Here is a 20,263-nt window from a genome sequence, read left to right on the forward strand (position 1 = left end):
ATTGTAAAGCAGCCGCGACCCTTTGCGGATGGCTCGCCATGCCTGCGGCCATGCCATACCGCTGTTCTCGTCACCCTCGATGCCCCCGCGTGGCGCGTACGCGACACCGCGCGCGCGACGTCGGCAAAAACGCCCGGATATGCGCTTTGGCCGTAGTAAGTAAATATTTACCCTGGCTATAATGAGCTGACGTTCGCCGCCAATGATGACGACATTCAGGAGACACTCCGGCAACCCTGGCGGGCGTTGTGACCGCGAGCGGTCATCGTGGGCGTGCCGGGCGCCGTCGGGACCGCTTTGCCCCGCAATGCCAGACACTGCGCCGAACGCCTCGGTGCTCGCCCCCAGCCGACCATGCCAATGCTTCGTCTGCCAGCCGCTGAACGTGACGGGTTCAGGGCCGGTTTCCGCATTATTTCGCCTCTCTTGCCTGCCATCTTCTCGTGGGGACTCGTGACCGGGGTCGCCATGGGCAAATCGATACTGACCGTGCCCCAGGCCATCGGCATGAGCCTGATGCTCTATGCCGGCTCGGCCCAGTTGGCGTCGTTGCCGCTGTTCGCCGCGGGCATGCCGTTGTGGACGATTCTGCTCACCGTCGGTATCGTCAATCTGCGCTTTGTGATCTTCAGCGCCGCACTCCAGCCGCATTTCTCCTATTTGTCGCTGCCGCGGCGCATCGTGCTCGGGTATGTGAACGGCGATCTCGGCTTCGTGATGTTCATGAACCAGAAATTCGCGAGCGGTTACGTCCCCGGCAAGGAAGGGACGTATTACGGCATCACGCTCAGCAACTGGGCGGTCTGGCACGTGTCGTCGATTCTCGGCATCCTGCTCGGTGCGCTCGTGCCGGATAGCTGGGGCCTCGCCTTCGCGGGCACGCTCGCCCTCATCCCGATGATGGTGCACACGATCACGAGCCGCTCGACGATGCTGGCAGTCACTCTCGCGTCCGTTCTCGGTCTGCTCGCCTTCGACTTGCCTTATCGCCTCAATCTCGTGCTCGGGGTGCTCGGCGCGCTCGCCGCCGGCATGGTGTGCGACGAACTCACCGCGCGTCAGGCGAAGCGGCTCGCCCTGGCGAATCCGCCAACGGGCACGCACGACGGTGCCGCACACGAGGGCGGCCAGACGCGCCCGTCGGGAGAGCGTCGCTCATGAGTACTTTCGAAATCTGGTTCGCCTTCGTGGCGATGACGGTCATCACGATCGTCACGCGCACGTTCTTCTTGCTCGCGGGGGACCGTGTGACGCTGCCGCAGCGCCTGCAACGTGCGCTGCGCTACGCCCCGGCGGCGGCCCTCGCCGTGATCGTGGTGCCCGAAGTGCTGCTGCTCGATCACCAGTTCTCGCTGCATCTGCACAACCCCAAGCTGGCCGCCGCCCTGGCGGCCACCGGCTGGTTCGTCTGGCGACGCAACATGATCGAGATGATCGTCGTCGGCATGGCCGTCTACACGCTTGGTCGTCTGTTCCTGTAGGCGGAACCCTCGCCCGCCAAAATGGGCATCCGGTCGGTCGGATCAGTTAAAATGCATGTTTTTCCCACCATTTATTCCGGATTCTCATGGCTTCCGTCGTACGTCTTTCCGATTTGATCGCCCAGGGCCGCCTGGCAGGCAAACGTGTCTTCATCCGCGCCGATATGAACGTGCCGCAAGACGAAGCGGGTCGCATCACGGAAGACACGCGTATTCGCGCCTCGGTACCGGCCATTCAGATGGCGCTCGACGCCGGTGCCGCGGTAATGGTCACGTCGCACCTGGGCCGTCCGACGGAAGGCGAATTCAAGCCCGCAGACTCGCTCGCGCCGGTCGCGAAACGCTTGTCGGAACTGCTTGGCCGTGACGTGAAACTGATTGCCAACTGGGTCGACGGCGGTTTCGAGGTGGCACCGGGCACGGTCGTGCTGCTGGAGAACTGCCGCGTCAACAAGGGCGAGAAGAAGGACAACGACGAACTGGCGCAGAAGATGGCCGCACTGTGCGACGTGTATGTGAACGACGCGTTCGGCACCGCCCACCGCGCCGAAGCCACGACGCACGGCATCGCCAAGTACGCGCCGGTCGCCTGTGCCGGCCCGCTGCTCGCTGCCGAACTCGAAGCGCTCGGCAAGGCGCTGAACGCCCCGGCCCGTCCGCTCGTGGCCATCGTGGCCGGCTCCAAGGTCTCGACCAAGCTCACCATTCTGCAGTCGCTCGCCGACAAGGTCGATCACCTGATCGTGGGGGGCGGCATTGCCAACACGTTCATGCTGGCCGCCGGCCTGCCGATCGGCAAGTCGCTTGCCGAGGCCGATCTGGTCGGCCAGGCGCGCGCGATCATCGACGCCATGGCCGCCCGTGGCGCCTCGGTGCCGATTCCGACGGATGTCGTGTGCGCCAAGGAATTCAGCGCGACGGCTGAGGCGACGGTGAAGGCTGCCAGCGACGTGGCCGCCGACGACATGATCCTCGACATCGGCCCGCAAACGGCTGCCAAGCTGGCCGAGCAACTGGCGGGCGCGGGCACGATCGTGTGGAACGGCCCGGTCGGCGTGTTCGAATTCGACCAGTTCGGTCACGGCACCGAGACGCTGGCGCGTGCCATTGCCGCCGCCAAGGGCTTCTCGATCGCTGGGGGTGGCGATACGCTCGCCGCCATCGCCAAGTACGGTATTGCCGACCAGGTCAGCTATATCTCGACCGGTGGCGGCGCGTTCCTCGAATTCCTCGAAGGCAAGACGCTGCCGGCCGTCGACATCCTGCAACAACGCGCCGGCGAGGTCAACTGATCGACTGACACCCGGTGGAGCGGGGCTCGCAGGCGGGTTTGGCGGTCGGAGAGGGACGCGAACGAGGCGGTTTTCATTGTCTTATTGCGAACATCTAAGATCGAATCAAACGATTTCGTACGGACAATACGAACTTTTTGGTTAACCTGCCGCGGCCTAAATGCGCTACAAATCTCTAAGCGCCAGACATGTCGATTGCGCTGTTACCCAAAGAGGATGAAGAGATGGATGTAATGAACCGCTCCACCAAGATCGTCGCCACCATCGGTCCGGCATCGAGCACGCCGGAAGTGCTCTCGCGCATGATCGCCGCCGGCGTCGACGTCGTTCGCCTGAATTTCTCGCACGGCAAGGCGCAGGACCACATCGAGCGTGCCGAGATGGTGCGTGCGGCCGCCAAGGCGGCGGGCCGCGAAGTGGCCATCATGGCCGACCTCCAGGGTCCGAAGATTCGTGTCGGCAAGTTCGAGAATGGCAAGGCCTTGCTCGAGGCGGGCGCAAAGTTCATCCTGGACGCCGATTGCGAAGTCGGTAACGACGAGCGCGTCGGGCTGGACTACAAGGAACTGCCGCGTGACGTGCGTACGGGCGACGTGCTGCTGCTCAACGACGGCCTGATCGTGCTGATCGTCGATCGCGTGCTCGGCAACGAGATCCATACGACCGTGAAGGTCGGTGGCGATCTGTCGAACAACAAGGGCATCAACCGCCAGGGCGGTGGGCTGACCGCGCCGGCGCTCACGGCCAAGGACATGGAAGACATCAAGACCGCGATGGCGCTGGGCGCCGATTATGTCGCCGTCTCCTTCCCGAAGAACGCCACCGACATGGAAATGGCGCGCCGTCTGGCCAATGTGGCCGGCGAGCCGTATGGCATCAAGCCGCTGATGATCGCCAAGATCGAGCGGGCAGAAGCCATTCCGGCGCTCGAAGAGATTCTGGCGGCGTCGGACTGCATCATGGTTGCACGGGGCGATTTGGCCATCGAAGTGGGCAACGCCGCGGTGCCGGGGCTGCAGAAGCGCATGATCAAGCTTGCGCGCGAGATGAACAAGACCACCATCACGGCCACGCAGATGATGGAGTCGATGATCCACAACCCGGTGCCGACCCGCGCCGAAGTGTCGGACGTCGCCAACGCCGTGCTCGATGGCACCGACGCCGTGATGCTCTCGGCCGAGAGCGCCGCGGGCAAGTATCCGGTCGAGACGATCGAGACGATGGCGGCGATCTGCGTCGAAGCCGAGCGCTCCGAGATGGTCGAACTCGATCGCGACTGGCTCGACCAGACTTTTACGCGCATCGACCAATCGATTGCGGCCGGCGCCTTGTTTACCGCGTATCATCTTGGCGCGAAAGCCATCGTGGCGCTGACCGAATCGGGCGCGACCGCGTTGTGGCTGTCTCGCCACAAGATCCATGTGCCGATTTTTGCGCTGACCTCGCAGCTCAGCAGCCATCGCAAGATGGCGCTGTACCGCAACGTCTACGCGATGCGTGCCGACGCCACGCTCGACCGCGATCACGCGCTCAAGCAAGCCGAGCAGCTGCTGCTCTCGCGCGGGGTGGTCAAACGCGGCGACACGATCGTGCTGACCGTGGGCGAGCCGATGGGACAACCCGGCGGTACCAATACGTTGAAAATCGTCCAGGTGGGCCAGGCATGACGAAGGGGGCCGCGTGAGTGCGGCGAGGCGCTAATGCCACGCCGCCCGCGAGCCGTCGTCATGAGGGGCACCTCTGGATCGAGGAAAGATTTGCTTAGTTTTGTGATTCCAAGGAGAACATCATGCCCCTAGTCTCTATGCGACAGCTGCTCGACCATGCCGCCGAAAACGGCTACGGTCTGCCGGCCTTCAACGTCAACAACCTGGAGCAGGTTTCCGCCATCATGGCCGCCGCCGACGAAGTCGGTGCGCCGGTCATCATGCAGGCCTCGGCCGGTGCTCGCAAGTACGCTGGCGAAGCGTTCCTGCGTCACCTGATCTCGGCGGCCGTGGAAGCGTATCCGCACATCCCGGTGGTGATGCACCAGGATCACGGCCAGTCGCCGGCCGTGTGTATGGCCGCGATCAAGAGCGGCTTCTCGAGCGTCATGATGGACGGCTCGCTCGAAGCCGACGGCAAGTCGGTCGCCAGCTACGAGTACAACGTCGAAGTGTCGAAGAAAGTGGTCGAGTTCTCGCACTACATCGGCGTGACGGTGGAAGCCGAGCTGGGCGTGCTGGGTTCGCTCGAAACGATGAAGGGCGACAAGGAAGACGGCCACGGCGCCGACGGCACGATGACCCGCGAGCAGCTGCTGACCGACCCGGATCAGGCCGCCGACTTCGTGCAACAGACGCAATGCGACGCGCTGGCCATCGCCATCGGCACCTCGCACGGCGCCTACAAGTTCAGCCGCAAACCGACGGGCGATATTCTCGCCATCGACCGCATCAAGGAAATCCACCGCCGTATTCCGAACACGCACCTCGTGATGCACGGTTCGTCGTCGGTGCCGCAGGAACTGCTCGCCGAGATCCGCGAATTTGGCGGCGACATGAAGGAAACCTACGGCGTGCCGGTCGAAGAGATCGTCGAAGGCATCAAGCACGGCGTGCGCAAGATCAACATCGATACCGACATCCGCCTGGCGATGACCGGCGCGATCCGTCGCTATCTGTTCGAAAACCCGAGCAAGTTCGACCCGCGCGACTACCTCAAGCCGGCCCGCGAAGCCGCCAAGCTGGTGTGCAAGGCGCGCTACCTGTCGTTCGGTTGCGAAGGTCAGGCCGGCAAGATCAAGCCGGTCGCGCTCGAGAAGATGGCCGAGAAGTACAAGAGCGGCGATCTCTCGCAGATCGTGAAGTAATCGCACGCAGCATGGCCATGCCGGGAGTGCCCCGCATGGCTCGCTGCCTGACCGGGGGGCGTGGCGCTGACGGGGCAAGCCCGTCAGTCGCGCACGACGCTCAGGTCGCAGGCCCGGCTTTGGCCAGCACGCGCTGGAACAGAAGCCGGGCCTTTTCTTTGGGCATCTGCAACTGGAATTTGCCGCCCAGCTCCGAGCGGATCGTCGCGGTGAGCATTTCCACGCCATCGACGATCAGCGTCATTGGCTCGTTCATGTGCTGGCGGGAGAACTCGCGCATCCGGGCGGTCGCCCCGTCGCGCAGGCTCATGGTGATGACGACCTCGACGTCCGACGGGGCGACGCCGTCTTGCGCCGGAAACTGCAAACCCAACTGTTCGATATCGCGCGCGGCAAACAGCGCGAAACGCGGAATCTCGTCATCGTTTTCCGGCGTGGCGATCGCAATGAGGCGGGGGAGTCCGGCACGCTCAATGGTGTCGGCGGCGGCCGTCGATGCCGAGGCCCCGGACGCCGCGTGTGCCCTATTGGCCCGATGGGACGGTGCATGCGTTCCGGCGGCCGGCGGCGACGCCGCACGCGGCGATGCCGTTTGCGCAGACACGGGCGGGCTCGCGAGCGCCAGGAGGACGGCGGCGAGGACGGTGAAGGCGGTGAGGGCGGCAACGCGTTGCGCTGCACGGGGCGGCCAGACACGGTCAGTTTTCGATGCGATCGTCATGGCAGCCCCTTGGGTCGGGTGAACGTTTCCATTCTAGGCAACATCCGACGGGCAAGAAGGCGGGGAAAGCCCCGGGGCGTGGCGGCGGTGCAAAACGACAGCGATCCGCCGATTCCCGAAGTCCGGCGCGACGTCGCGTGGCAGTCTCCGGTGCCTCCCGCCAATCCGCCCATGCCAATGATGGGCCACCCGGAGTTATCGATGCCATTGAATCGCCTTCCCAAGACCGTTGCCTGGTGCCTGGGATTGTCCAGTTCCGAAGAGACGTCCCGAGCGCCGTCGCCGCGTTCGCCCATGGCGAGGACCATGATCTGCGCCGCCAACCGGGCATCGCACGTGCCGCCTCGTGGGGCCGAAGCCGCCCAATCTGTCGACTCCGCGGCCCCAGCGCCCGTCCCGGGACCGTCCGCGCGCACGGCTTCAATGCGGTCGATGGCGGCCGACTGGCGTACTCACCCGGCGTCGACGATCGACATGCCCGCGCCGATCGCGCTTTGGGGGACGGAGGATCCGGCACCCGAGTGGGCAGGTGGGGTATCGGCAAACGCGTGGGTCGAGGCGTACGGCGTGAACACGTCGACGCTCATCCGCGTGGACGGCCAATGTACGCGCTTCGCACTGATCGAGTTGGGCGGGCACCGATTCATCGTGGGGCCTACCGCCACGCCGGCCGAGGCGCCGGTGCTCACCCGGATGCTCAAGACGCATCCTCAGATCGGTGCGATCTTTTGCGTGGAGCCGGGGACCATGCAGGTCCGTGACACCGCGCTCGACACCTCGGACGCGCCGGACTACCACGAGCGTCCGATCGACGGATACATTCTGAGCGTGATGCGTGGCGCAGGCGAATCGGCTGCGCCGCAGGCGCTGGCGTCGCCGGTCGGGCTCGACGGTGGCCTGTCGCACGTGCAGTTCATGGAGTTTGCGGGCATGGAACGGTTCGACGCCCAGATTCCCAGGGAGGTCTTGTGGCGCGCCGGTCGAGGCGTGGCGAAGTTCATGCGCGAAAACCCGGGCAAGATCGCGCTCGTGTGCTCGGAGCGCGGCATCGCGCGCCCGAGCGCCGTGGCGGCCAGCGCGGCGCTGCAACTCCAGTGCGGCGACGCGCGCTTGCGAAACGATCTGGCGACGCAGGTCGTCGCGCAGCGTTCGGAGGCGAGCGACCACCATATCAACCTCGCCTCGCGCAGCTTCGATCTGATGGCCGAGTTTACCCGGTTGCTCGACATGCTTCGTCGCCCCGGGCGGGGCGAGCCGCGCTGGGAGCGCAAAGTGCATCTGCTCCGGCAGCGGCTGCCGGAACTGGCCGCCGCTCAAGGTGCCGCCATCGATTGGCAGACCGATGCCGGCCGTCGCCAGGCGGCCGATATTCTGGAAGTGAACTTCGACCGTGTCGCGCCGTTGCTGGCCTCGGGCGGCTTGCCGGCCGGCATGGCGCTGCTCTGGCTGCAAGACGAAATCAATGCCCTGAGCGGTGTGCGGTTTCTGAGCCCTGGCTATGTCGACGGACACATCGACCGGATTTCGCAGGACGATATCGACCCGGACAGCCCGGACGCGGTACGCCTCGTGTCGTTCGACGATTACGGGTTGGTGTGCGACAACAAGTATTACGATGCCGCATCGGTGGCGGGCTGGTATCGGGCTTGCCTGCGTAAGGACGGCTATTTGTCGAACCCGATCTCGCGGGTCCCGGTGGTCGCCCTGCTGATCCACGAGGCGGAAAAGGCACGGCTGGAACCGCAGTTTCTTCACCCGCTCGGGTAAGCCGGGGCGCGCCGGGCCCACATCTTCGTGAAACGCCGCCCGACGCGCGTATAATTACGCCTTTGCCCTTCCTGACATTGGGTCCCGCCGTGACTACCCCCGCTCCGAACGCCCTGTACGAATCCTCCCTCAAGAGTCTGCCGCTGCTCTCGCGCGGCAAAGTGCGCGATAACTATGCCGTCGGCGACGACAAGCTGCTGATCGTGACGACGGACCGCCTCTCGGCGTTCGACGTGATCATGGGCGAGCCGATTCCGGGCAAGGGCCGTGTGCTCAACCAGATGGCCAACTTCTGGTTCGACAAGCTCGCGCACGTCGTGCCGAATCACCTGACGGGCGTGGCGCCCGAGACGGTCGTCTCGAGCGACGAAGCCGCCCAGGTCGCCGGCCGTGCGGTCGTCGTCAAGCGCCTCAAGCCGATTCTCGTGGAAGCGGTGGTGCGCGGCTACCTGGCCGGCAGCGGCTGGAAAGACTATCAGGCGACGGGCGCCGTGTGCGGCGTGACACTGCCCGCCGGTCTGCAAAATGCGCAGCAACTGCCCGAGCCGATCTTCACGCCGGCGGCCAAGGCCGAGCTGGGCGAGCATGACGAGAACATCAGCTTCGACGAGATGGTGAGCCGTATCGGCCGCGAACTGGCCGAACAAATTCGCGAGATCTCGATCCGTCTGTACAAGGAAGCGGCGGCCTATGCGGCCACGCGCGGCATCATCATCGCCGACACGAAGTTCGAATTCGGTCTGGATGACGAGGGCAAGCTGCACCTGATGGATGAAGCGCTGACGGCCGATTCGTCGCGTTTCTGGCCGGCCGACTCTTACGTCGTGGGCAGCAACCCGCCGTCGTTCGACAAGCAATTCGTGCGCGACTGGCTCGAGACGCAGCCGTGGGGCAAGACGCCGCCCGCCCCGAAGCTGCCGGACGACGTGGTCGAGAAAACGGCCGCCAAGTACCGCGAAGCGCTCGAGCGCCTGACCGGCCAGCAACTGGCCTGAGCGGGACGTCGACCACATGAGCGATAAGCAAGCCGTGGCGCCGCGCGTTGGCGTGGTAATGGGGTCCAACTCGGACTGGGAAGTGATGAAGAACGCGGCTGCCGTGCTGGCCGAGTTCGGCGTGCCTTACGAGGCGCAGGTCGTCTCCGCACACCGTATGCCGGACGACATGTTCCGCTACGCCGAAGCCGCGCGTGAGCGCGGACTCGTCGCGATCATCGCGGGCGCGGGCGGTGCCGCCCATCTGCCGGGCATGATCGCCGCGAAGACGTCCGTGCCGGTGCTGGGCGTGCCGGTGCCGAGCAAGTATCTGCGCGGCGAAGACTCGCTGCTCTCGATCGTGCAGATGCCCAAGGGCGTGCCGGTCGCCACGTTCGCCATTGGCGAGGCGGGCGCGGCCAACGCCGCATTGTTCGCGGTCGCGATGCTCGCGGGCGACGACAAGGCGCTGGCCGGCAAGCTCGACGCGTTCCGTGCCAAGCAGACCGAAGCGGCGCGCGGCATGACGCTTCCCGCGCTGTAAAAGAACAACACGTCCGCGCTACTGTCAGCGCCTCAACCAAGATGAATTCTGCCTCTGCTGCGCCCGTTCTTCCCGGCCAATGGCTGGGTATGCTGGGCGGCGGCCAACTCGGCCGCATGTTCTGTTTTGCCGCCCAGTCGATGGGCTACAAGGTCTGCGTGCTGGACCCGGATCCGCGCTGTCCGGCCGGTGCCGTGGCCGATCGCCTGATCGTCGCCGATTATCGTGACGAGACCGCGCTGGCCGAACTGGCCTCGCTGTGCCCGGCCGTGTCGACCGAGTTCGAGAACGTGCCGGCGCAGTCGCTCGACTTCCTCGCCGCGTCCACGACCGTGAGTCCCGCCGGGCGCTGTGTCGCCATCGCGCAGGACCGGGTGGCGGAGAAGCGCTTCATTGAAAGCTGCGGCGTGCCGGTGGCCCCGCATCTGGTGATCGAGTCGAACGAGGCGCTTGCCGCCATCGGCGACGCGGCCATCGAGCGTGTGCTGCCGGGCATTCTGAAGACGGCGCGTCTGGGCTATGACGGCAAGGGCCAGGTGCGCGTGAATACGGTCGCCGAGGCTCGCGAGGCTTACGCGGCGCTCGCCGGCGTGCCCTGCGTGCTGGAGAAGCGTCTGGCGCTGGCCTTCGAGGTGTCGGTGCTGAGCGCGCGCGGCGCGGACGGTGCGGTTGCGACCTACCCGCTCGCCCAGAACGTGCACATCGACGGCATTCTCGCGACCACGACGGTGCCCGCGCCCGATGCGGCTCCGGCACTGGCCGATGCCGCGCGCGCCGCGGCGGCCAAGATCGCGTCGCAAATGGATTATGTCGGCGTGCTGTGCGTCGAGTTTTTCATTCTCAAGGACGGGACGCTCGTCGCCAACGAAATGGCGCCGCGTCCGCACAACAGCGGCCACTACACCATCGATGCCTGCGCCGCCAGCCAGTTCGAGCAGCAGGTGCGTGCGATGGCCGGGCTGCCGCTCGGCGAGACGCGTCAGCACTCGCCGGCCGTGATGCTCAACGTGCTTGGCGACGTCTGGTTCGACGGTGCCGCCAAGGATCATCCGCGCACGCCCGCGTGGGCGGACGTGGTGGCGCTGCCGTCGGCGCGTCTGCATCTGTATGGCAAGGAAGACGCCCGCGTCGGCCGCAAGATGGGTCACATCACGTTTGCCGGCGCGTCGCTGGACGAAGCCCGTCAGGCGTGCGTGACGGCCGCGGCGAGCCTCGACATCCCGCTGGAAGACTGAGCGATGGCAATGCCTCGAGCGCCGCGCATCGTCATGCCATCGGCAGCCGCGATCACGCAGGCGGCCGAACAACTGGCGGCCGGCGAACTGGTCGCATTCCCGACGGAAACGGTCTACGGCCTTGGCGGCGACGCGGAGAATCCGGCGGCCATCGCGGCTATCTATGCCGCGAAGGGTCGTCCGGCGAATCATCCGGTCATCGTGCACTTCTGCCCGGAAGGGGATCCCGGCTACTGGAGCAACGACGTCACGCCGGCTGCCCGCAAGCTGATGGACGCCTTCTGGCCAGGCCCGCTCACGTTGATTCTCAAGCGCGCGCCCCATATTCCCGAGGCCGTCTCCGGCGGACAGGATTCGGTGGGGTTGCGCTGCCCGTCGCATCCCGTGGCGCAGGCGCTGCTGCGTGAGTTTGCCCGGCTCAAGGGGGGGCAGGGCGGTGTGGCAGCGCCCTCGGCCAATCGTTTCGGTCAGGTGAGTCCGACGGCGGCACAGCACGTGCGCGACGAGTTTGCCGGACTGCCGGGCGTCACCGTCCACGTGCTCGATGGCGGCGAGGCCGCGGTGGGGATCGAGTCGACGATCGTGGATCTGTCGCGTGGGTTCCCCGCGCTGCTACGCCCGGGACATATCACGCCCGAGCAGATCGCCGAAGTGCTCGGGCAGATGCCGCGCCTGCCGGGGCAGGACGCCGACGCGCCGCGCGCCTCGGGCACGCTCAAGGCCCACTATGCGCCGCGCACCCCGTTGTATCTGTGCGATGCCGGGCAATTCGGCCCGGCGCTGGCCGTGCGTCCCGCGGCAGAGCGCGTGGCGGTGGTGGCGTTCGCATCAACGCTCGCGACGCTGCCCGCCGAGGTGTCGGCGTCGGCCGCGATCGTGAAGGTCGAGTTGCCGGGCACGCCCGCCGCGCTTGCGACCGACCTGTACGCGATGCTGCGCCGGCTCGACCGCGCCAACGTCACGCATATCCTGTTCGAGCGTCTGCCGGACACGCCGGCATGGGCGGCGGTCGGCGACCGCCTCGGTCGCGCGGCAGCGGCGTTCGAGCGCGCATAACGAACGCGTAGTGCTGCCCTGGCGAGGCGACGACGCCTCGTCAAGGCGCGTTGCGCGACGCTCCGACGCTGCCGACATCTCCCGCACCTCCGACACCTCCGACACCTCCCGATAATCCGCCGGCTGATGGGGTGGCAGTCTGTCCGGCGGCGACTTGCGCCGCCTGCCACGCGCGTCGCCACTCGGGCGGCCCGAACAGCGCCATCGCCTTGTTGCGCCAGCCCGGCATCGTGAGCGCGTCACGCGCCATGGCCTGCCATTCGTGAAATGTCAGCGTGATCGGGTTGTGCGTGCGAATCGGCTCGACGATGCCGAATTCGCACGGCTCGGTCTCGCTTTCCTCGACGTAAGACCCGAACATGCGATCCCAGACGACCAGCACGCCCGCATAGTTGCGGTCGATGTAGCGGGGATTGCGCGCATGATGGGCACGGTGGATCGACGGCGTGTTCAGCACGTATTCAATCCAGCCCAGTTTCGGAATCGCCTGGGTATGCACGAAGAACTGGAACGCAAGATTGAGCAGAACCACGCCGACGATCTGTGTCGGTGTGAAGCCGATGAGCGCCATTGGCGTCCAGAACAGCCACATGCCCGCGACCGGATACATCAGGCTTTGCCGAAAGGCCGTCGACAGGTTGAGCCGCTCGGACGAGTGGTGCACGACATGCGCCGCCCACAACCAGCGAATGCGATGACTGGCGCGATGAAACACGTAGTAGAGAAAGTCCTGCACGACGAAGAGCAGCACGAAGCCGAGCCATCCGCCCGGCATCGTATAGAGACGGTGATGGTCGTAGAGCCAGGCATAGAACGGCACGATGAGCAGCCAGGCCAGTTTGTCCGCGCCCTGGTGCATGAGCGCGAGCGTGGCGTTGCTGACGGTGTCCTTCAGGCTGTACATGCCCGGGCGGCGCCGTCGCCAGTACCAGGCTTCGACGCCGATGCACAGCACGAACACCGGCGCGAGCGCCAGCAGGATCAACTCGACGTTCATGACCTCGCGTCTCCTCACGATGGGGTCATTGGAATCGGTGCGCCGGCGTCTTGGCGTCGGTGGCACCGATGGAGCGTCTATTCTGACGTGAATCGAGCGGGGCAGCGCGGCGGTTAGAGGGAAACGTCAAATGCTGCCCGCCAGCACCGCCGTGTCAAACGGTGCGCAACATCGGAATCAGGGGGCGTTCTCGTACACCCACGAAATGAGTGCGTCGTTGAAGCCGCGCGCGTGGCTCGCGCGCGGATCGTTGATCAGCGAGACCACCACGTAGATGTTGCCGGAGCGCGTGCCGACATAACCGGCCACGGCGCCCACATCGTCGAGCGTGCCGGTCTTGATGTGCGCGTTGCCGGCCACATCGCGGTTCATCAGCCGATTGCGCATCGTGCCGTCGACGCCGACGGTCGGCATCGACTCGATCAGTACCTGGGCGGTTGGACTGTTGATGCCGTGTTGGAGCAGGCGGGCCAGCTCCGCCGCACTGATGCGCTCGATGCGCGACAGACCCGAGCCGTTTTCCACGACGAGCCCTGGCATGGCGAGATCGTTCTTGTCGAGCCAGCGGTTCAACACGTCGCGCGAGCGCGTCAGGCTGGCGGGCGTGCGATTGTTGTCGGCGGCGAGACCCAGCGTCAGGAACAGTTGTCGTGCCATTACGTTGTTGCTGAATTTGTTCATGTCATGCACGACTTCGGCCAGCGTCTGGCCGCGATGCGTGACAAGCAGGTGGGCGCCCGGCGGCACGATGCCTGTACGCACATTGCCATTGAACTGCCCGCCCGACGCTTGCCAGAGGGCGCGAAAGCCCCCCAGGAAGAACTGATCGCGATCGGGGGCGGCCACGTTCCAGCCCTTGTCCTCGCACGAGGCCGGATACGTGCCAGAGAAGTGCGCGACATAACTGCCGTCGGCCATCGCATTCAGCGTGGGATGAATGCGGGCGAGCCAGTCGCCGCAATTTCCCGAGCCGGTCGACGACAGGTTGTTCGACACTTGCAGGTTCGCCAGCGGCGGCAGCACGCCCACGTCGACGGTGCCGTTCGGATTGCCGGCGAAGCTGAACGAGACCGCCTTGAACGAGTACAGCAGCGGATCCGGTGCCACGTTGTACGGCCGGTCGTCACCGCCGTCGATGGCGCCGGTGTCGCCGATGTCCGCGCTGTAGGCGGAGCGGTCGAGCACGATGTCGCCGTTGATGTTCGTCACCCCGGCGTGGTGCAATTCTGCGACGAACTTCTCCATCTCTTCGGGCACGAGCTTCGGATCGCCCGAGCCCTTGAAATACAGATTGCCGTTGAGCGTGCGGCCATCGGACGTGCCGTCCGTGAATGCCTGCGTGCGCCAGCGATAGTCGGGGCCGAGCGTGTCGAGCGCCGCAATCGTCGTGACGAGCTTCATCGTCGAGGCCGGATTGCGTGGCACGTTTGGATTGACGGCAAGCAGCGGCGGCGCGATACGGCCTCGGGTTTGCAACGGATTGTCGACCTTCGCCACGATCACGCTCACGTGGGCGGCGGGCACCTTGCTCGCGGCGAGCGCGCGTGCCAGCTCAGGCGGCAGCGGCGTGGCGCGGGCGGCGCTCACCGGCACGTGGGGCATCTTCGCGTGCTTGTGCGGTTTCGCCTGGACGGGCGCGCTCGCGAGCATCACGAGTGCCAGTGATACACAGCCCGCGCGAGCGACGTCACCCATGACGCGGCGTGATGTCGGCGAATCCAGTAAGCCCGAAACGTTGGGGCGGCGAAGGGCGCTGCGGAGCAGGCGAGGAACGCGCATGACGGGCATGAGTCTCCAGTGTTGCGCGCTGCGAAACCGTACGGCCTGAGTGCACAACAGGCACAGGCAAAGCGATGCGGACGCGGCGGCGAAGCGATGAGAAAGTAACCGAGCCGCGATGTGCGTCTGCCATGCGCGGCGCATGCGTGACATTGTAAGTCGGTCATGCAACGAACTGTCGCTACAATGGGTCGAAATCCGGAGAGTGTCACGCGCAGGCAACATCGGGCGACCTCATGCGACCTCAAGCAACGTTGCATTGGCGGCTCGTGACACCCGGAGATGGTCTCAACGGGTGCCCAATCCATGCGAATTTTGTTGGTGGAAGACGATGCGATGATCGCCACGGCCGTCACGAAGGGGCTGCGCCAGGACGGCTGGACCGTCGATCATGTTGGCGACGGGCAACGCGCGCTCGACGTGCTCTCGCTCGAGTCGTACGACGCGCTGCTGCTCGATCTCGGTTTGCCGCGTCGTGACGGCATTGACGTGCTGCGCACGTTGCGTGCACGCGGCCAGACACTGCCGGTGCTCATCGCCACAGCGCGTGACGCGGTGGCCGACCGGGTGAAGGGGCTCGACGCGGGCGCCGACGACTACCTCGTCAAGCCGTTCGATCTCGACGAACTGGCTGCGCGCTTGCGTGCGCTGGTGCGGCGTCAGGCCGGGCGCAGCGAGCCGTTGCTGCGCCATGGCGGTATCGTGCTCGACCCCGCAACGCGTCAGGTCACGTGCGGCGGGTCGCCCGTGGTGCTCTCCGCGCGCGAGTACGCAGTGCTCGAAGCGTTGCTCAACCGACCGGGCGCGGTGTTGTCGAAGGCGCAACTGGAAGAGCGCATCTATGGCTGGGGCGAGGAAGTGGCGAGCAACGCGGTCGAGGTGCACATCCACGGGCTACGCAAGAAGCTGGGCGCGGACGCGATTCGCACCGTGCGTGGCGTCGGTTACATGATGCCCGCGCACATCGGTGAGACGCCACCGACGGCGGGCACGACCGCACCGGAGGCGAACTGATGCGCTCGATTCGTCGTCGTCTGCTGTTCGGGTTGCTGATCACGCTCGTGGTGGCGCTGCTGCTCGCGGGCATTGCCATCTTCCGTCAGTCGCGCACGGAGGCCAACGCGCTGTTCGATTTCCAGTTGCAGCAAATGGCGCTGTCGTTGCCCGCAGAACCGTTCTCGAGCGTGCCGGGCGCGCACAACGACGCGGGCGGACTCGTCATCCAGATATGGAGTCGCAACGGGGTGGAGTTGTATTACTCGCACCCGAGCACGCCGTTGCCGCCGCGCGCCGAACTCGGCTTCACCACGGTGCAGACGCCCGAAGGCGACTGGCGCGTGTATGCGGCGCTTGTCGGCGACAACGTCGTGCAGCTCGCGCAGCCGATGGTCATCCGCGATTCGCTTGCGGTCTCGATGGCCGTGCGCACGTTGTTGCCGCTGGTGGTGGCGATGCCGGTGCTCGCTTTGCTCGTGTGGATCGTAGTGGGACGCGGTTTGCAGCCGCTGCGACGTGTGACGAAGGCGCTCGACACGCGGGCGCCGGGCGCGCTGGACGCCCTGCCCGAGGTCGGGTTGCCCGATGAGGTGCGTCCGCTTGTGCGGGCGCTCAACAGTCTGCTTGGCAGGCTCGACGCGTCGCTCGCGCAGCAAAAGGCCTTCGTGGCCGATGCGGCGCACGAATTGCGCACGCCGCTCGCCGCGTTGCAGCTACAAGTCCAACTGCTCGACCGGGCGCACACGGACGCGGAGCGGGCCGAGGCGATGCGTGATCTGCGCGATGGCGTGCGACGCGCTTCGCATATGGTGGCCCAATTGCTTACGCTCGCACGACAAGAGCCGGATGCCACACGGGCGGCTGCGGCATTCGTTGAGGTGCCGCTGGCCCCGCTGCTGGGCGAAGTCGTGGCGCATCATGCCGCGCTGGCGGTGGCGCGCGGGATCGATCTCGGGCTGGACGCGCCCGACGCGCTGGCGGCCGTCAGCCGCGTGCGCGGCGATGCGAACGCATTGCACACGCTCTTCGGCAATCTGGTCGACAACGCGCTGAAGTACACGCCGCGTGGCGGGCATGTCGACGTGCGTCTGGTCGCGGCAACGCCGGCGCCGGTGGTGGAGATCGAAGACACCGGGCCGGGGATTGCGCCGGCCGAGCGCGAGCGCGTGTTCGACCGGTTCTTCCGTGGGGGCGCGGCGTCGCTGGACGGCGCGGCATCCGGGCAAACCGTGCAGGCGGACACCGCATTGCACGACGATGCCGATGCCCCGCGCGCACAGGGCAGCGGGTTGGGGCTGGCAATTGTGCGCAACATTGCACAGGCGCATGGCGCGCACGTCGAGTTGTTCGACGCCCGCAACGCTCATGGGCTTCGCGTACGCGTGAGTTTCGGCGGCGCGACGTCGGCGCCGCCGCCTGCGCTTTGAGGCGTCCATTGCGTATGACACTCACCCGCGCGACACGCTCGTGACCTTGTCGTTATCGATCGTCAGCGTGCGGCGATCTGGGCGATAGTCGCGCGTCGTCGGCATCGCCTTGCCGTCCTGCATGCCGATCCGCCACGGGCAACCCCGAAGCATCGCCTTGGCTTCGCCGAGCGACTTGCCCACGAGGGCCTGATCGGCCGGTGCTTCCGGTGTGCAGGCGCGGGTTTGGCCGGGCGTCGCGTTCGGCATTGGGGCGGGCATCGGGGCGGGCATCGAGTCGGCCGGGCCTTGCGTTCCCATCCCATTGCCATGGCCGCCGGGCGCGGCGTGCACGGCAGCGGCGAATGCGAGGCACAATGCGGCCCCGGCGCATCCCATCCAGTGCGAGGCGCGGCGATGCGTGTGCCGGCGATAAAGCGGTGTATCAGTCGTGGGCATCATGATTCTCCAGTAGACGAAGCCGTGCGGCGCGGGATCGCGCCACTTCGCCACCGTAGTCAGCGGAACGCGTCGTGCGCAAGGCAAACGACGCGAGTTGGCCCTTCAAACACCTGCTGCCGTAACGCATAGCACTCAGTGCGACACCATTTTGCGGTTGATAAGTGACTTTGGGACGTCTTCGTGCGCTCCCTTAAGGTTGCCTTAAGGGAGCGTCTCTACCATCACAGTCATGTCAAACGTGGTGTCAGTCAGGAGAGACTCATGCGGACCTCAAAGCTCACTCGTACGCTGGTTGCCAGCGCTGTGCTCGTCGCGTTGACGGGCGGCTACGTCGCAGGACGTCAGCACTGGCAGGCCCCGCTCGCTTCGGAGATGGTCACCGACGCCAATGCGGCGAACCCGGCCACCCCCGCCGCCAATGCACCGAACACCCCAAATACGCCGAATGCCGCGCCGCGCATGCTCGTGCCGGACTTCTCGCAACTGGCGGAACAATACGGACCGGCCGTAGTCAACATCAGTGTGACGCACGATGGGAAACCTTCGGCGGGTGGCGGTGCCACTGCGATGCCGATGCCGCCGGGCATGGATCAGAACGATCCGTTGTTTCAGTTCTTCCGTCATTTTTACGGCGCGCCGGGCAACGATGGGGGCGGCGATGGCAGTGGCGATGGCAGCAGCGTACCGACGCGCAGTCTCGGTTCGGGCTTCATCGTGAGTTCGGACGGTTACATCCTGACCAATGCGCACGTCGTGGACGATGCGAGTCAGGTCACGGTGAAGCTCACCGACAAGCGTGAATACAAGGCGAAGGTCGTGGGCAGCGACAAGGCGAGCGACGTGGCGTTGCTCAAGATTGCCGCGACGAACCTGCCGACGGTGAAGATCGGCGATCCGTCGAAATCGAAGGCCGGTGAGTGGGTGGTGGCCATCGGGTCGCCTTACGGCTTTGACAACACGGTGACGGCGGGCATCGTGTCGGCAAAGGCACGGGCGTTGCCGGACGAGAACTACACGCCGTTCATTCAGACGGACGTGCCGGTCAACCCGGGGAACTCGGGCGGGCCGCTGTTCAACCTGAACGGCGAGGTCATCGGCATCAATTCGATGATCTATTCGCGCACCGGCGGCTTCCAGGGGCTGTCTTTCGCGATTCCGATCGACATGGCGATGAAGGTCAAGGCGCAGCTCCAGCAGTACGGCAAGGTGAGCCGTGGCCGGATCGGCGTGACGATTCAGGAAGTGAACCAGTCGTTGGCGAAGTCGTTCGGGTTGCCGAAGCCGACCGGCGCGTTGGTGTCATCCATCGACAAGAACGGCCCCGCCGCGAAATCGGATTTGAAGCCGGGCGACGTCATTCTGGCGGTCAACGGCACGACCATCGAGGACTCGGTGCAGTTGCCGGAGAAGATCGCCGACATGCGTCCGGGGCAGAAGGCCACGCTGACCGTCTGGCGCAATGGCGCGAAGCAGGACGTGAGCGTGAGCGTAGCGGCGCTCAATGAGAAGAAGGACGTTGCGAGCGCCGACGACTCGGCCACGCACGGCCGGCTGGGCCTCGCGGTGCGCGAACTGTCGCCGGACGAAAAGCGCGCGGCGCAAGTCACGCACGGTTTGTTGGTGGCACGCGCGAGCGGTCCGGCGGAACAGGCCGGGGTGCAGCCGGGCGACATTATTCTGTCGCTCAACGGCACGCCGGTGACGAGTGCCTCGCAACTGAGCGATAAGCTCAAGAAAGCGGGCAATAATGTCGCGTTGCTCGTGCAGCGCGACGGGCAGCAGATTTTCATCCCGGTTGATCTCGGCTAACCATCGGGCGAGACACTCGCGGGGTGCCACGCACTACCTTGTGTGCCGGTGCGCGGCCGCGATGGCTTCACGGCTGCCGCGTCACCGGTGCGATCCTGCATCGTGACATCATGAACGGGAGGTCGAACATGGGGCAACAATGGCAACGCTGGTCGATGGCTGTCGCCGTGGCCGCAGCATTGGTCGGAGGGCTTGGCGTATCAGTGGCGCATGCGCAGGGCGGCACGCTGCCGCCGTCGATGCAACAGGGCGACGTGACCTACGTCTCGGGCGGTATCGACAGCGATCAGTCGGGCGCCTTCAAGCGCGAAGCGTCGCACTGGCCGTTGTCCATCGAGATGGCGGCACGTGGCGACGGGGCGAACGAGTATATCGCCGACGCCCAGGTGCAGATCATGCGCGGTAGCAAGACGGTACTCGACGCACGGTCGGAAGGGCCGTTCATGCTGGTGAAGCTGCCCGAGGGCCGCTACACCGTGAAGGCGACCTATGACGGCAAACCGATGACGAGAGAAGTGAAGGTGCCTGCCAAGGGGCACGCAGCAGCAATGTTCTTGTGGCCGCACGACTGATGTGCCGATCGATCGTGTGAAGTGAAGCGCCACGAATGACGAGGTAACCCAGGTAGTACCACTCTGCAACGAGTGAGCGAGTTGCGCCGCCGAAAGGCGGCGCTTTTTTTTGCGGCACGTGATGTATGGTGATGCTCGACGACGGGAGACGACGGGAGACGACGGGAGACGACGGGAGCCGAGGGGAGACGAGGGGAGACGAGGGGAGACGAGGGGAGACGAGGGGAGACGAGGGGAGACGAGGGGAGACGAGGGGAGACGAGGGCAGGCGACTGGGGGGCGACGTGAGGCGACGGATCGTGCCAGCACTCGCGTCGA

The 20,263-nt window shown here is 65.8% G+C and carries 18 protein-coding genes; 14 read left to right on the top strand and 4 right to left on the bottom strand.

The features are described from left to right. Nucleotides 1–360: 360 nt before the first annotated feature. From PEP31012_RS20290 to fba, 5 genes are all read left to right on the top strand, one after another. On the top strand, nucleotides 361–1,161 hold the full coding sequence (locus tag PEP31012_RS20290; protein WP_150591172.1) for an AzlC family ABC transporter permease: 801 nt from the start codon (nucleotides 361–363) through the stop codon (nucleotides 1,159–1,161). Next, nucleotides 1,158–1,481, top strand: a complete 324-nt coding sequence (locus PEP31012_RS20295; RefSeq protein ID WP_150591103.1) for an AzlD domain-containing protein — start codon at nucleotides 1,158–1,160, stop codon at nucleotides 1,479–1,481. Before PEP31012_RS20290 ends, PEP31012_RS20295 begins: the two co-directional genes overlap by 4 nt. An 86-nt stretch (nucleotides 1,482–1,567) precedes the next feature. Further along, nucleotides 1,568–2,773, top strand: a complete 1,206-nt coding sequence (locus tag PEP31012_RS20300; RefSeq protein WP_150591104.1) for a phosphoglycerate kinase — start codon at nucleotides 1,568–1,570, stop codon at nucleotides 2,771–2,773. A 233-nt stretch (nucleotides 2,774–3,006) separates the two neighbouring features. Beyond that, nucleotides 3,007–4,440, top strand: a complete 1,434-nt coding sequence (pyk, locus tag PEP31012_RS20305) for a pyruvate kinase (RefSeq protein WP_150591105.1) — start codon at nucleotides 3,007–3,009, stop codon at nucleotides 4,438–4,440. Nucleotides 4,441–4,562: 122 nt separating this feature from the next. After that, nucleotides 4,563–5,627: a class II fructose-bisphosphate aldolase gene (gene fba, locus PEP31012_RS20310; protein WP_150591106.1), complete on the top strand. Its 1,065-nt coding sequence runs from the start codon at nucleotides 4,563–4,565 to the stop codon at nucleotides 5,625–5,627. Nucleotides 5,628–5,727: 100 nt separating this feature from the next. On the opposite strand, the gene PEP31012_RS20315 is transcribed toward fba, so the two are convergent. Next, nucleotides 5,728–6,348: a hypothetical protein gene (locus PEP31012_RS20315; protein ID WP_150591107.1), complete on the bottom strand. Its 621-nt coding sequence runs from the start codon at nucleotides 6,346–6,348 to the stop codon at nucleotides 5,728–5,730. A gap of 474 nt (nucleotides 6,349–6,822) precedes the next feature. On the opposite strand from PEP31012_RS20315, the gene PEP31012_RS20320 reads away from it, so the two are divergent. The 5 genes from PEP31012_RS20320 to PEP31012_RS20340 all read left to right on the top strand — a co-directional run bounded on the left by PEP31012_RS20320 (nucleotide 6,823) and on the right by PEP31012_RS20340 (nucleotide 11,924). Further along, a complete protein-coding gene (locus PEP31012_RS20320) occupies nucleotides 6,823–8,115 on the top strand; it encodes a hypothetical protein (protein WP_150591108.1) in 1,293 nt (430 codons plus the stop codon). Nucleotides 8,116–8,204: 89 nt separating this feature from the next. Then, the gene (locus tag PEP31012_RS20325; RefSeq protein ID WP_246171401.1) at nucleotides 8,205–9,110 is read left to right on the top strand and encodes a phosphoribosylaminoimidazolesuccinocarboxamide synthase; all 906 of its coding nucleotides are present in this window, start codon (nucleotides 8,205–8,207) and stop codon (nucleotides 9,108–9,110) included. A gap of 16 nt (nucleotides 9,111–9,126) precedes the next feature. Further along, the gene (gene purE, locus PEP31012_RS20330; protein ID WP_150591109.1) at nucleotides 9,127–9,633 is read left to right on the top strand and encodes a 5-(carboxyamino)imidazole ribonucleotide mutase; all 507 of its coding nucleotides are present in this window, start codon (nucleotides 9,127–9,129) and stop codon (nucleotides 9,631–9,633) included. A gap of 41 nt (nucleotides 9,634–9,674) precedes the next feature. Then, nucleotides 9,675–10,868, top strand: coding sequence for a 5-(carboxyamino)imidazole ribonucleotide synthase (locus tag PEP31012_RS20335; protein ID WP_150591110.1), 1,194 nt, complete (start codon nucleotides 9,675–9,677; stop codon nucleotides 10,866–10,868). Between the two features lie 3 nt (nucleotides 10,869–10,871). Next, complete coding sequence (locus PEP31012_RS20340; protein WP_150591111.1) at nucleotides 10,872–11,924, top strand: L-threonylcarbamoyladenylate synthase; 1,053 nt, start codon at nucleotides 10,872–10,874, stop codon at nucleotides 11,922–11,924. Between the two features lie 40 nt (nucleotides 11,925–11,964). On the opposite strand, the gene PEP31012_RS20345 is transcribed toward PEP31012_RS20340, so the two are convergent. Both PEP31012_RS20345 and dacB read right to left on the bottom strand, forming a co-directional pair. Next, complete coding sequence (locus PEP31012_RS20345; RefSeq protein WP_150591112.1) at nucleotides 11,965–12,921, bottom strand: sterol desaturase family protein; 957 nt, start codon at nucleotides 12,919–12,921, stop codon at nucleotides 11,965–11,967. 177 nt (nucleotides 12,922–13,098) lie between these two features. After that, the gene (gene dacB, locus PEP31012_RS20350; RefSeq protein ID WP_150591113.1) at nucleotides 13,099–14,616 is read right to left on the bottom strand and encodes a D-alanyl-D-alanine carboxypeptidase/D-alanyl-D-alanine endopeptidase; all 1,518 of its coding nucleotides are present in this window, start codon (nucleotides 14,614–14,616) and stop codon (nucleotides 13,099–13,101) included. A 390-nt stretch (nucleotides 14,617–15,006) separates the two neighbouring features. Here dacB and PEP31012_RS20355 point away from each other — a divergent pair, with 390 nt between their 5' ends. Continuing rightward, the gene (locus PEP31012_RS20355) at nucleotides 15,007–15,714 is read left to right on the top strand and encodes a response regulator (RefSeq protein ID WP_150591114.1); all 708 of its coding nucleotides are present in this window, start codon (nucleotides 15,007–15,009) and stop codon (nucleotides 15,712–15,714) included. Then, nucleotides 15,714–17,123: an ATP-binding protein gene (locus PEP31012_RS20360; protein WP_150591115.1), complete on the top strand. Its 1,410-nt coding sequence runs from the start codon at nucleotides 15,714–15,716 to the stop codon at nucleotides 17,121–17,123. Before PEP31012_RS20355 ends, PEP31012_RS20360 begins: the two co-directional genes overlap by 1 nt. Before the next feature lie 21 nt (nucleotides 17,124–17,144). Here PEP31012_RS20360 and PEP31012_RS20365 read toward each other — a convergent pair whose 3' ends face one another. Next, nucleotides 17,145–17,564, bottom strand: a complete 420-nt coding sequence (locus tag PEP31012_RS20365) for a hypothetical protein (protein WP_150591116.1) — start codon at nucleotides 17,562–17,564, stop codon at nucleotides 17,145–17,147. Between the two features lie 261 nt (nucleotides 17,565–17,825). Between PEP31012_RS20365 and PEP31012_RS20370 the strand changes: the two genes are divergently transcribed. Together PEP31012_RS20370 and PEP31012_RS20375 are read left to right on the top strand one after the other, a co-directional pair. Then, on the top strand, nucleotides 17,826–19,373 hold the full coding sequence (locus PEP31012_RS20370; RefSeq protein WP_150591117.1) for a DegQ family serine endoprotease: 1,548 nt from the start codon (nucleotides 17,826–17,828) through the stop codon (nucleotides 19,371–19,373). Nucleotides 19,374–19,501: 128 nt separating this feature from the next. Next, nucleotides 19,502–19,945 carry a carboxypeptidase regulatory-like domain-containing protein gene (locus tag PEP31012_RS20375; protein ID WP_246171402.1) on the top strand — a complete coding sequence of 148 codons (444 nt, stop codon included), beginning with the start codon at nucleotides 19,502–19,504 and terminating at the stop codon, nucleotides 19,943–19,945. The last annotated feature ends 318 nt before the right edge of the window (nucleotides 19,946–20,263 follow it).

The sequence above is a fragment of the Pandoraea eparura genome (assembly GCF_902459725.1).
Classification (GTDB): domain Bacteria; phylum Pseudomonadota; class Gammaproteobacteria; order Burkholderiales; family Burkholderiaceae; genus Pandoraea; species Pandoraea eparura.

Excerpts from the sequence above, each read along its gene's own strand:
- PEP31012_RS20290 (WP_150591172.1), top strand. The coding sequence starts at position 361 with ATGCTTCGTCTGCCAGCCGCTGAACGTGACGGGTTCAGGGCCGGTTTC.
- PEP31012_RS20295 (WP_150591103.1), top strand. The coding sequence starts at position 1,158 with ATGAGTACTTTCGAAATCTGGTTCGCCTTCGTGGCGATGACGGTCATC.
- PEP31012_RS20300 (WP_150591104.1), top strand. The coding sequence starts at position 1,568 with ATGGCTTCCGTCGTACGTCTTTCCGATTTGATCGCCCAGGGCCGCCTG.
- pyk (WP_150591105.1), top strand. The coding sequence starts at position 3,007 with ATGAACCGCTCCACCAAGATCGTCGCCACCATCGGTCCGGCATCGAGC.
- fba (WP_150591106.1), top strand. The coding sequence starts at position 4,563 with ATGCCCCTAGTCTCTATGCGACAGCTGCTCGACCATGCCGCCGAAAAC.
- PEP31012_RS20315 (WP_150591107.1), bottom strand. The coding sequence starts at position 6,348 with ATGACGATCGCATCGAAAACTGACCGTGTCTGGCCGCCCCGTGCAGCG.
- PEP31012_RS20320 (WP_150591108.1), top strand. The coding sequence starts at position 6,823 with ATGCCCGCGCCGATCGCGCTTTGGGGGACGGAGGATCCGGCACCCGAG.
- purE (WP_150591109.1), top strand. The coding sequence starts at position 9,127 with ATGAGCGATAAGCAAGCCGTGGCGCCGCGCGTTGGCGTGGTAATGGGG.
- PEP31012_RS20335 (WP_150591110.1), top strand. The coding sequence starts at position 9,675 with ATGAATTCTGCCTCTGCTGCGCCCGTTCTTCCCGGCCAATGGCTGGGT.
- PEP31012_RS20340 (WP_150591111.1), top strand. The coding sequence starts at position 10,872 with ATGGCAATGCCTCGAGCGCCGCGCATCGTCATGCCATCGGCAGCCGCG.
- PEP31012_RS20345 (WP_150591112.1), bottom strand. The coding sequence starts at position 12,921 with ATGAACGTCGAGTTGATCCTGCTGGCGCTCGCGCCGGTGTTCGTGCTG.
- dacB (WP_150591113.1), bottom strand. The coding sequence starts at position 14,616 with ATGGGTGACGTCGCTCGCGCGGGCTGTGTATCACTGGCACTCGTGATG.
- PEP31012_RS20355 (WP_150591114.1), top strand. The coding sequence starts at position 15,007 with ATGCGAATTTTGTTGGTGGAAGACGATGCGATGATCGCCACGGCCGTC.
- PEP31012_RS20360 (WP_150591115.1), top strand. The coding sequence starts at position 15,714 with ATGCGCTCGATTCGTCGTCGTCTGCTGTTCGGGTTGCTGATCACGCTC.
- PEP31012_RS20365 (WP_150591116.1), bottom strand. The coding sequence starts at position 17,564 with ATGATGCCCACGACTGATACACCGCTTTATCGCCGGCACACGCATCGC.
- PEP31012_RS20370 (WP_150591117.1), top strand. The coding sequence starts at position 17,826 with ATGCGGACCTCAAAGCTCACTCGTACGCTGGTTGCCAGCGCTGTGCTC.
- PEP31012_RS20375 (WP_246171402.1), top strand. The coding sequence starts at position 19,502 with ATGGGGCAACAATGGCAACGCTGGTCGATGGCTGTCGCCGTGGCCGCA.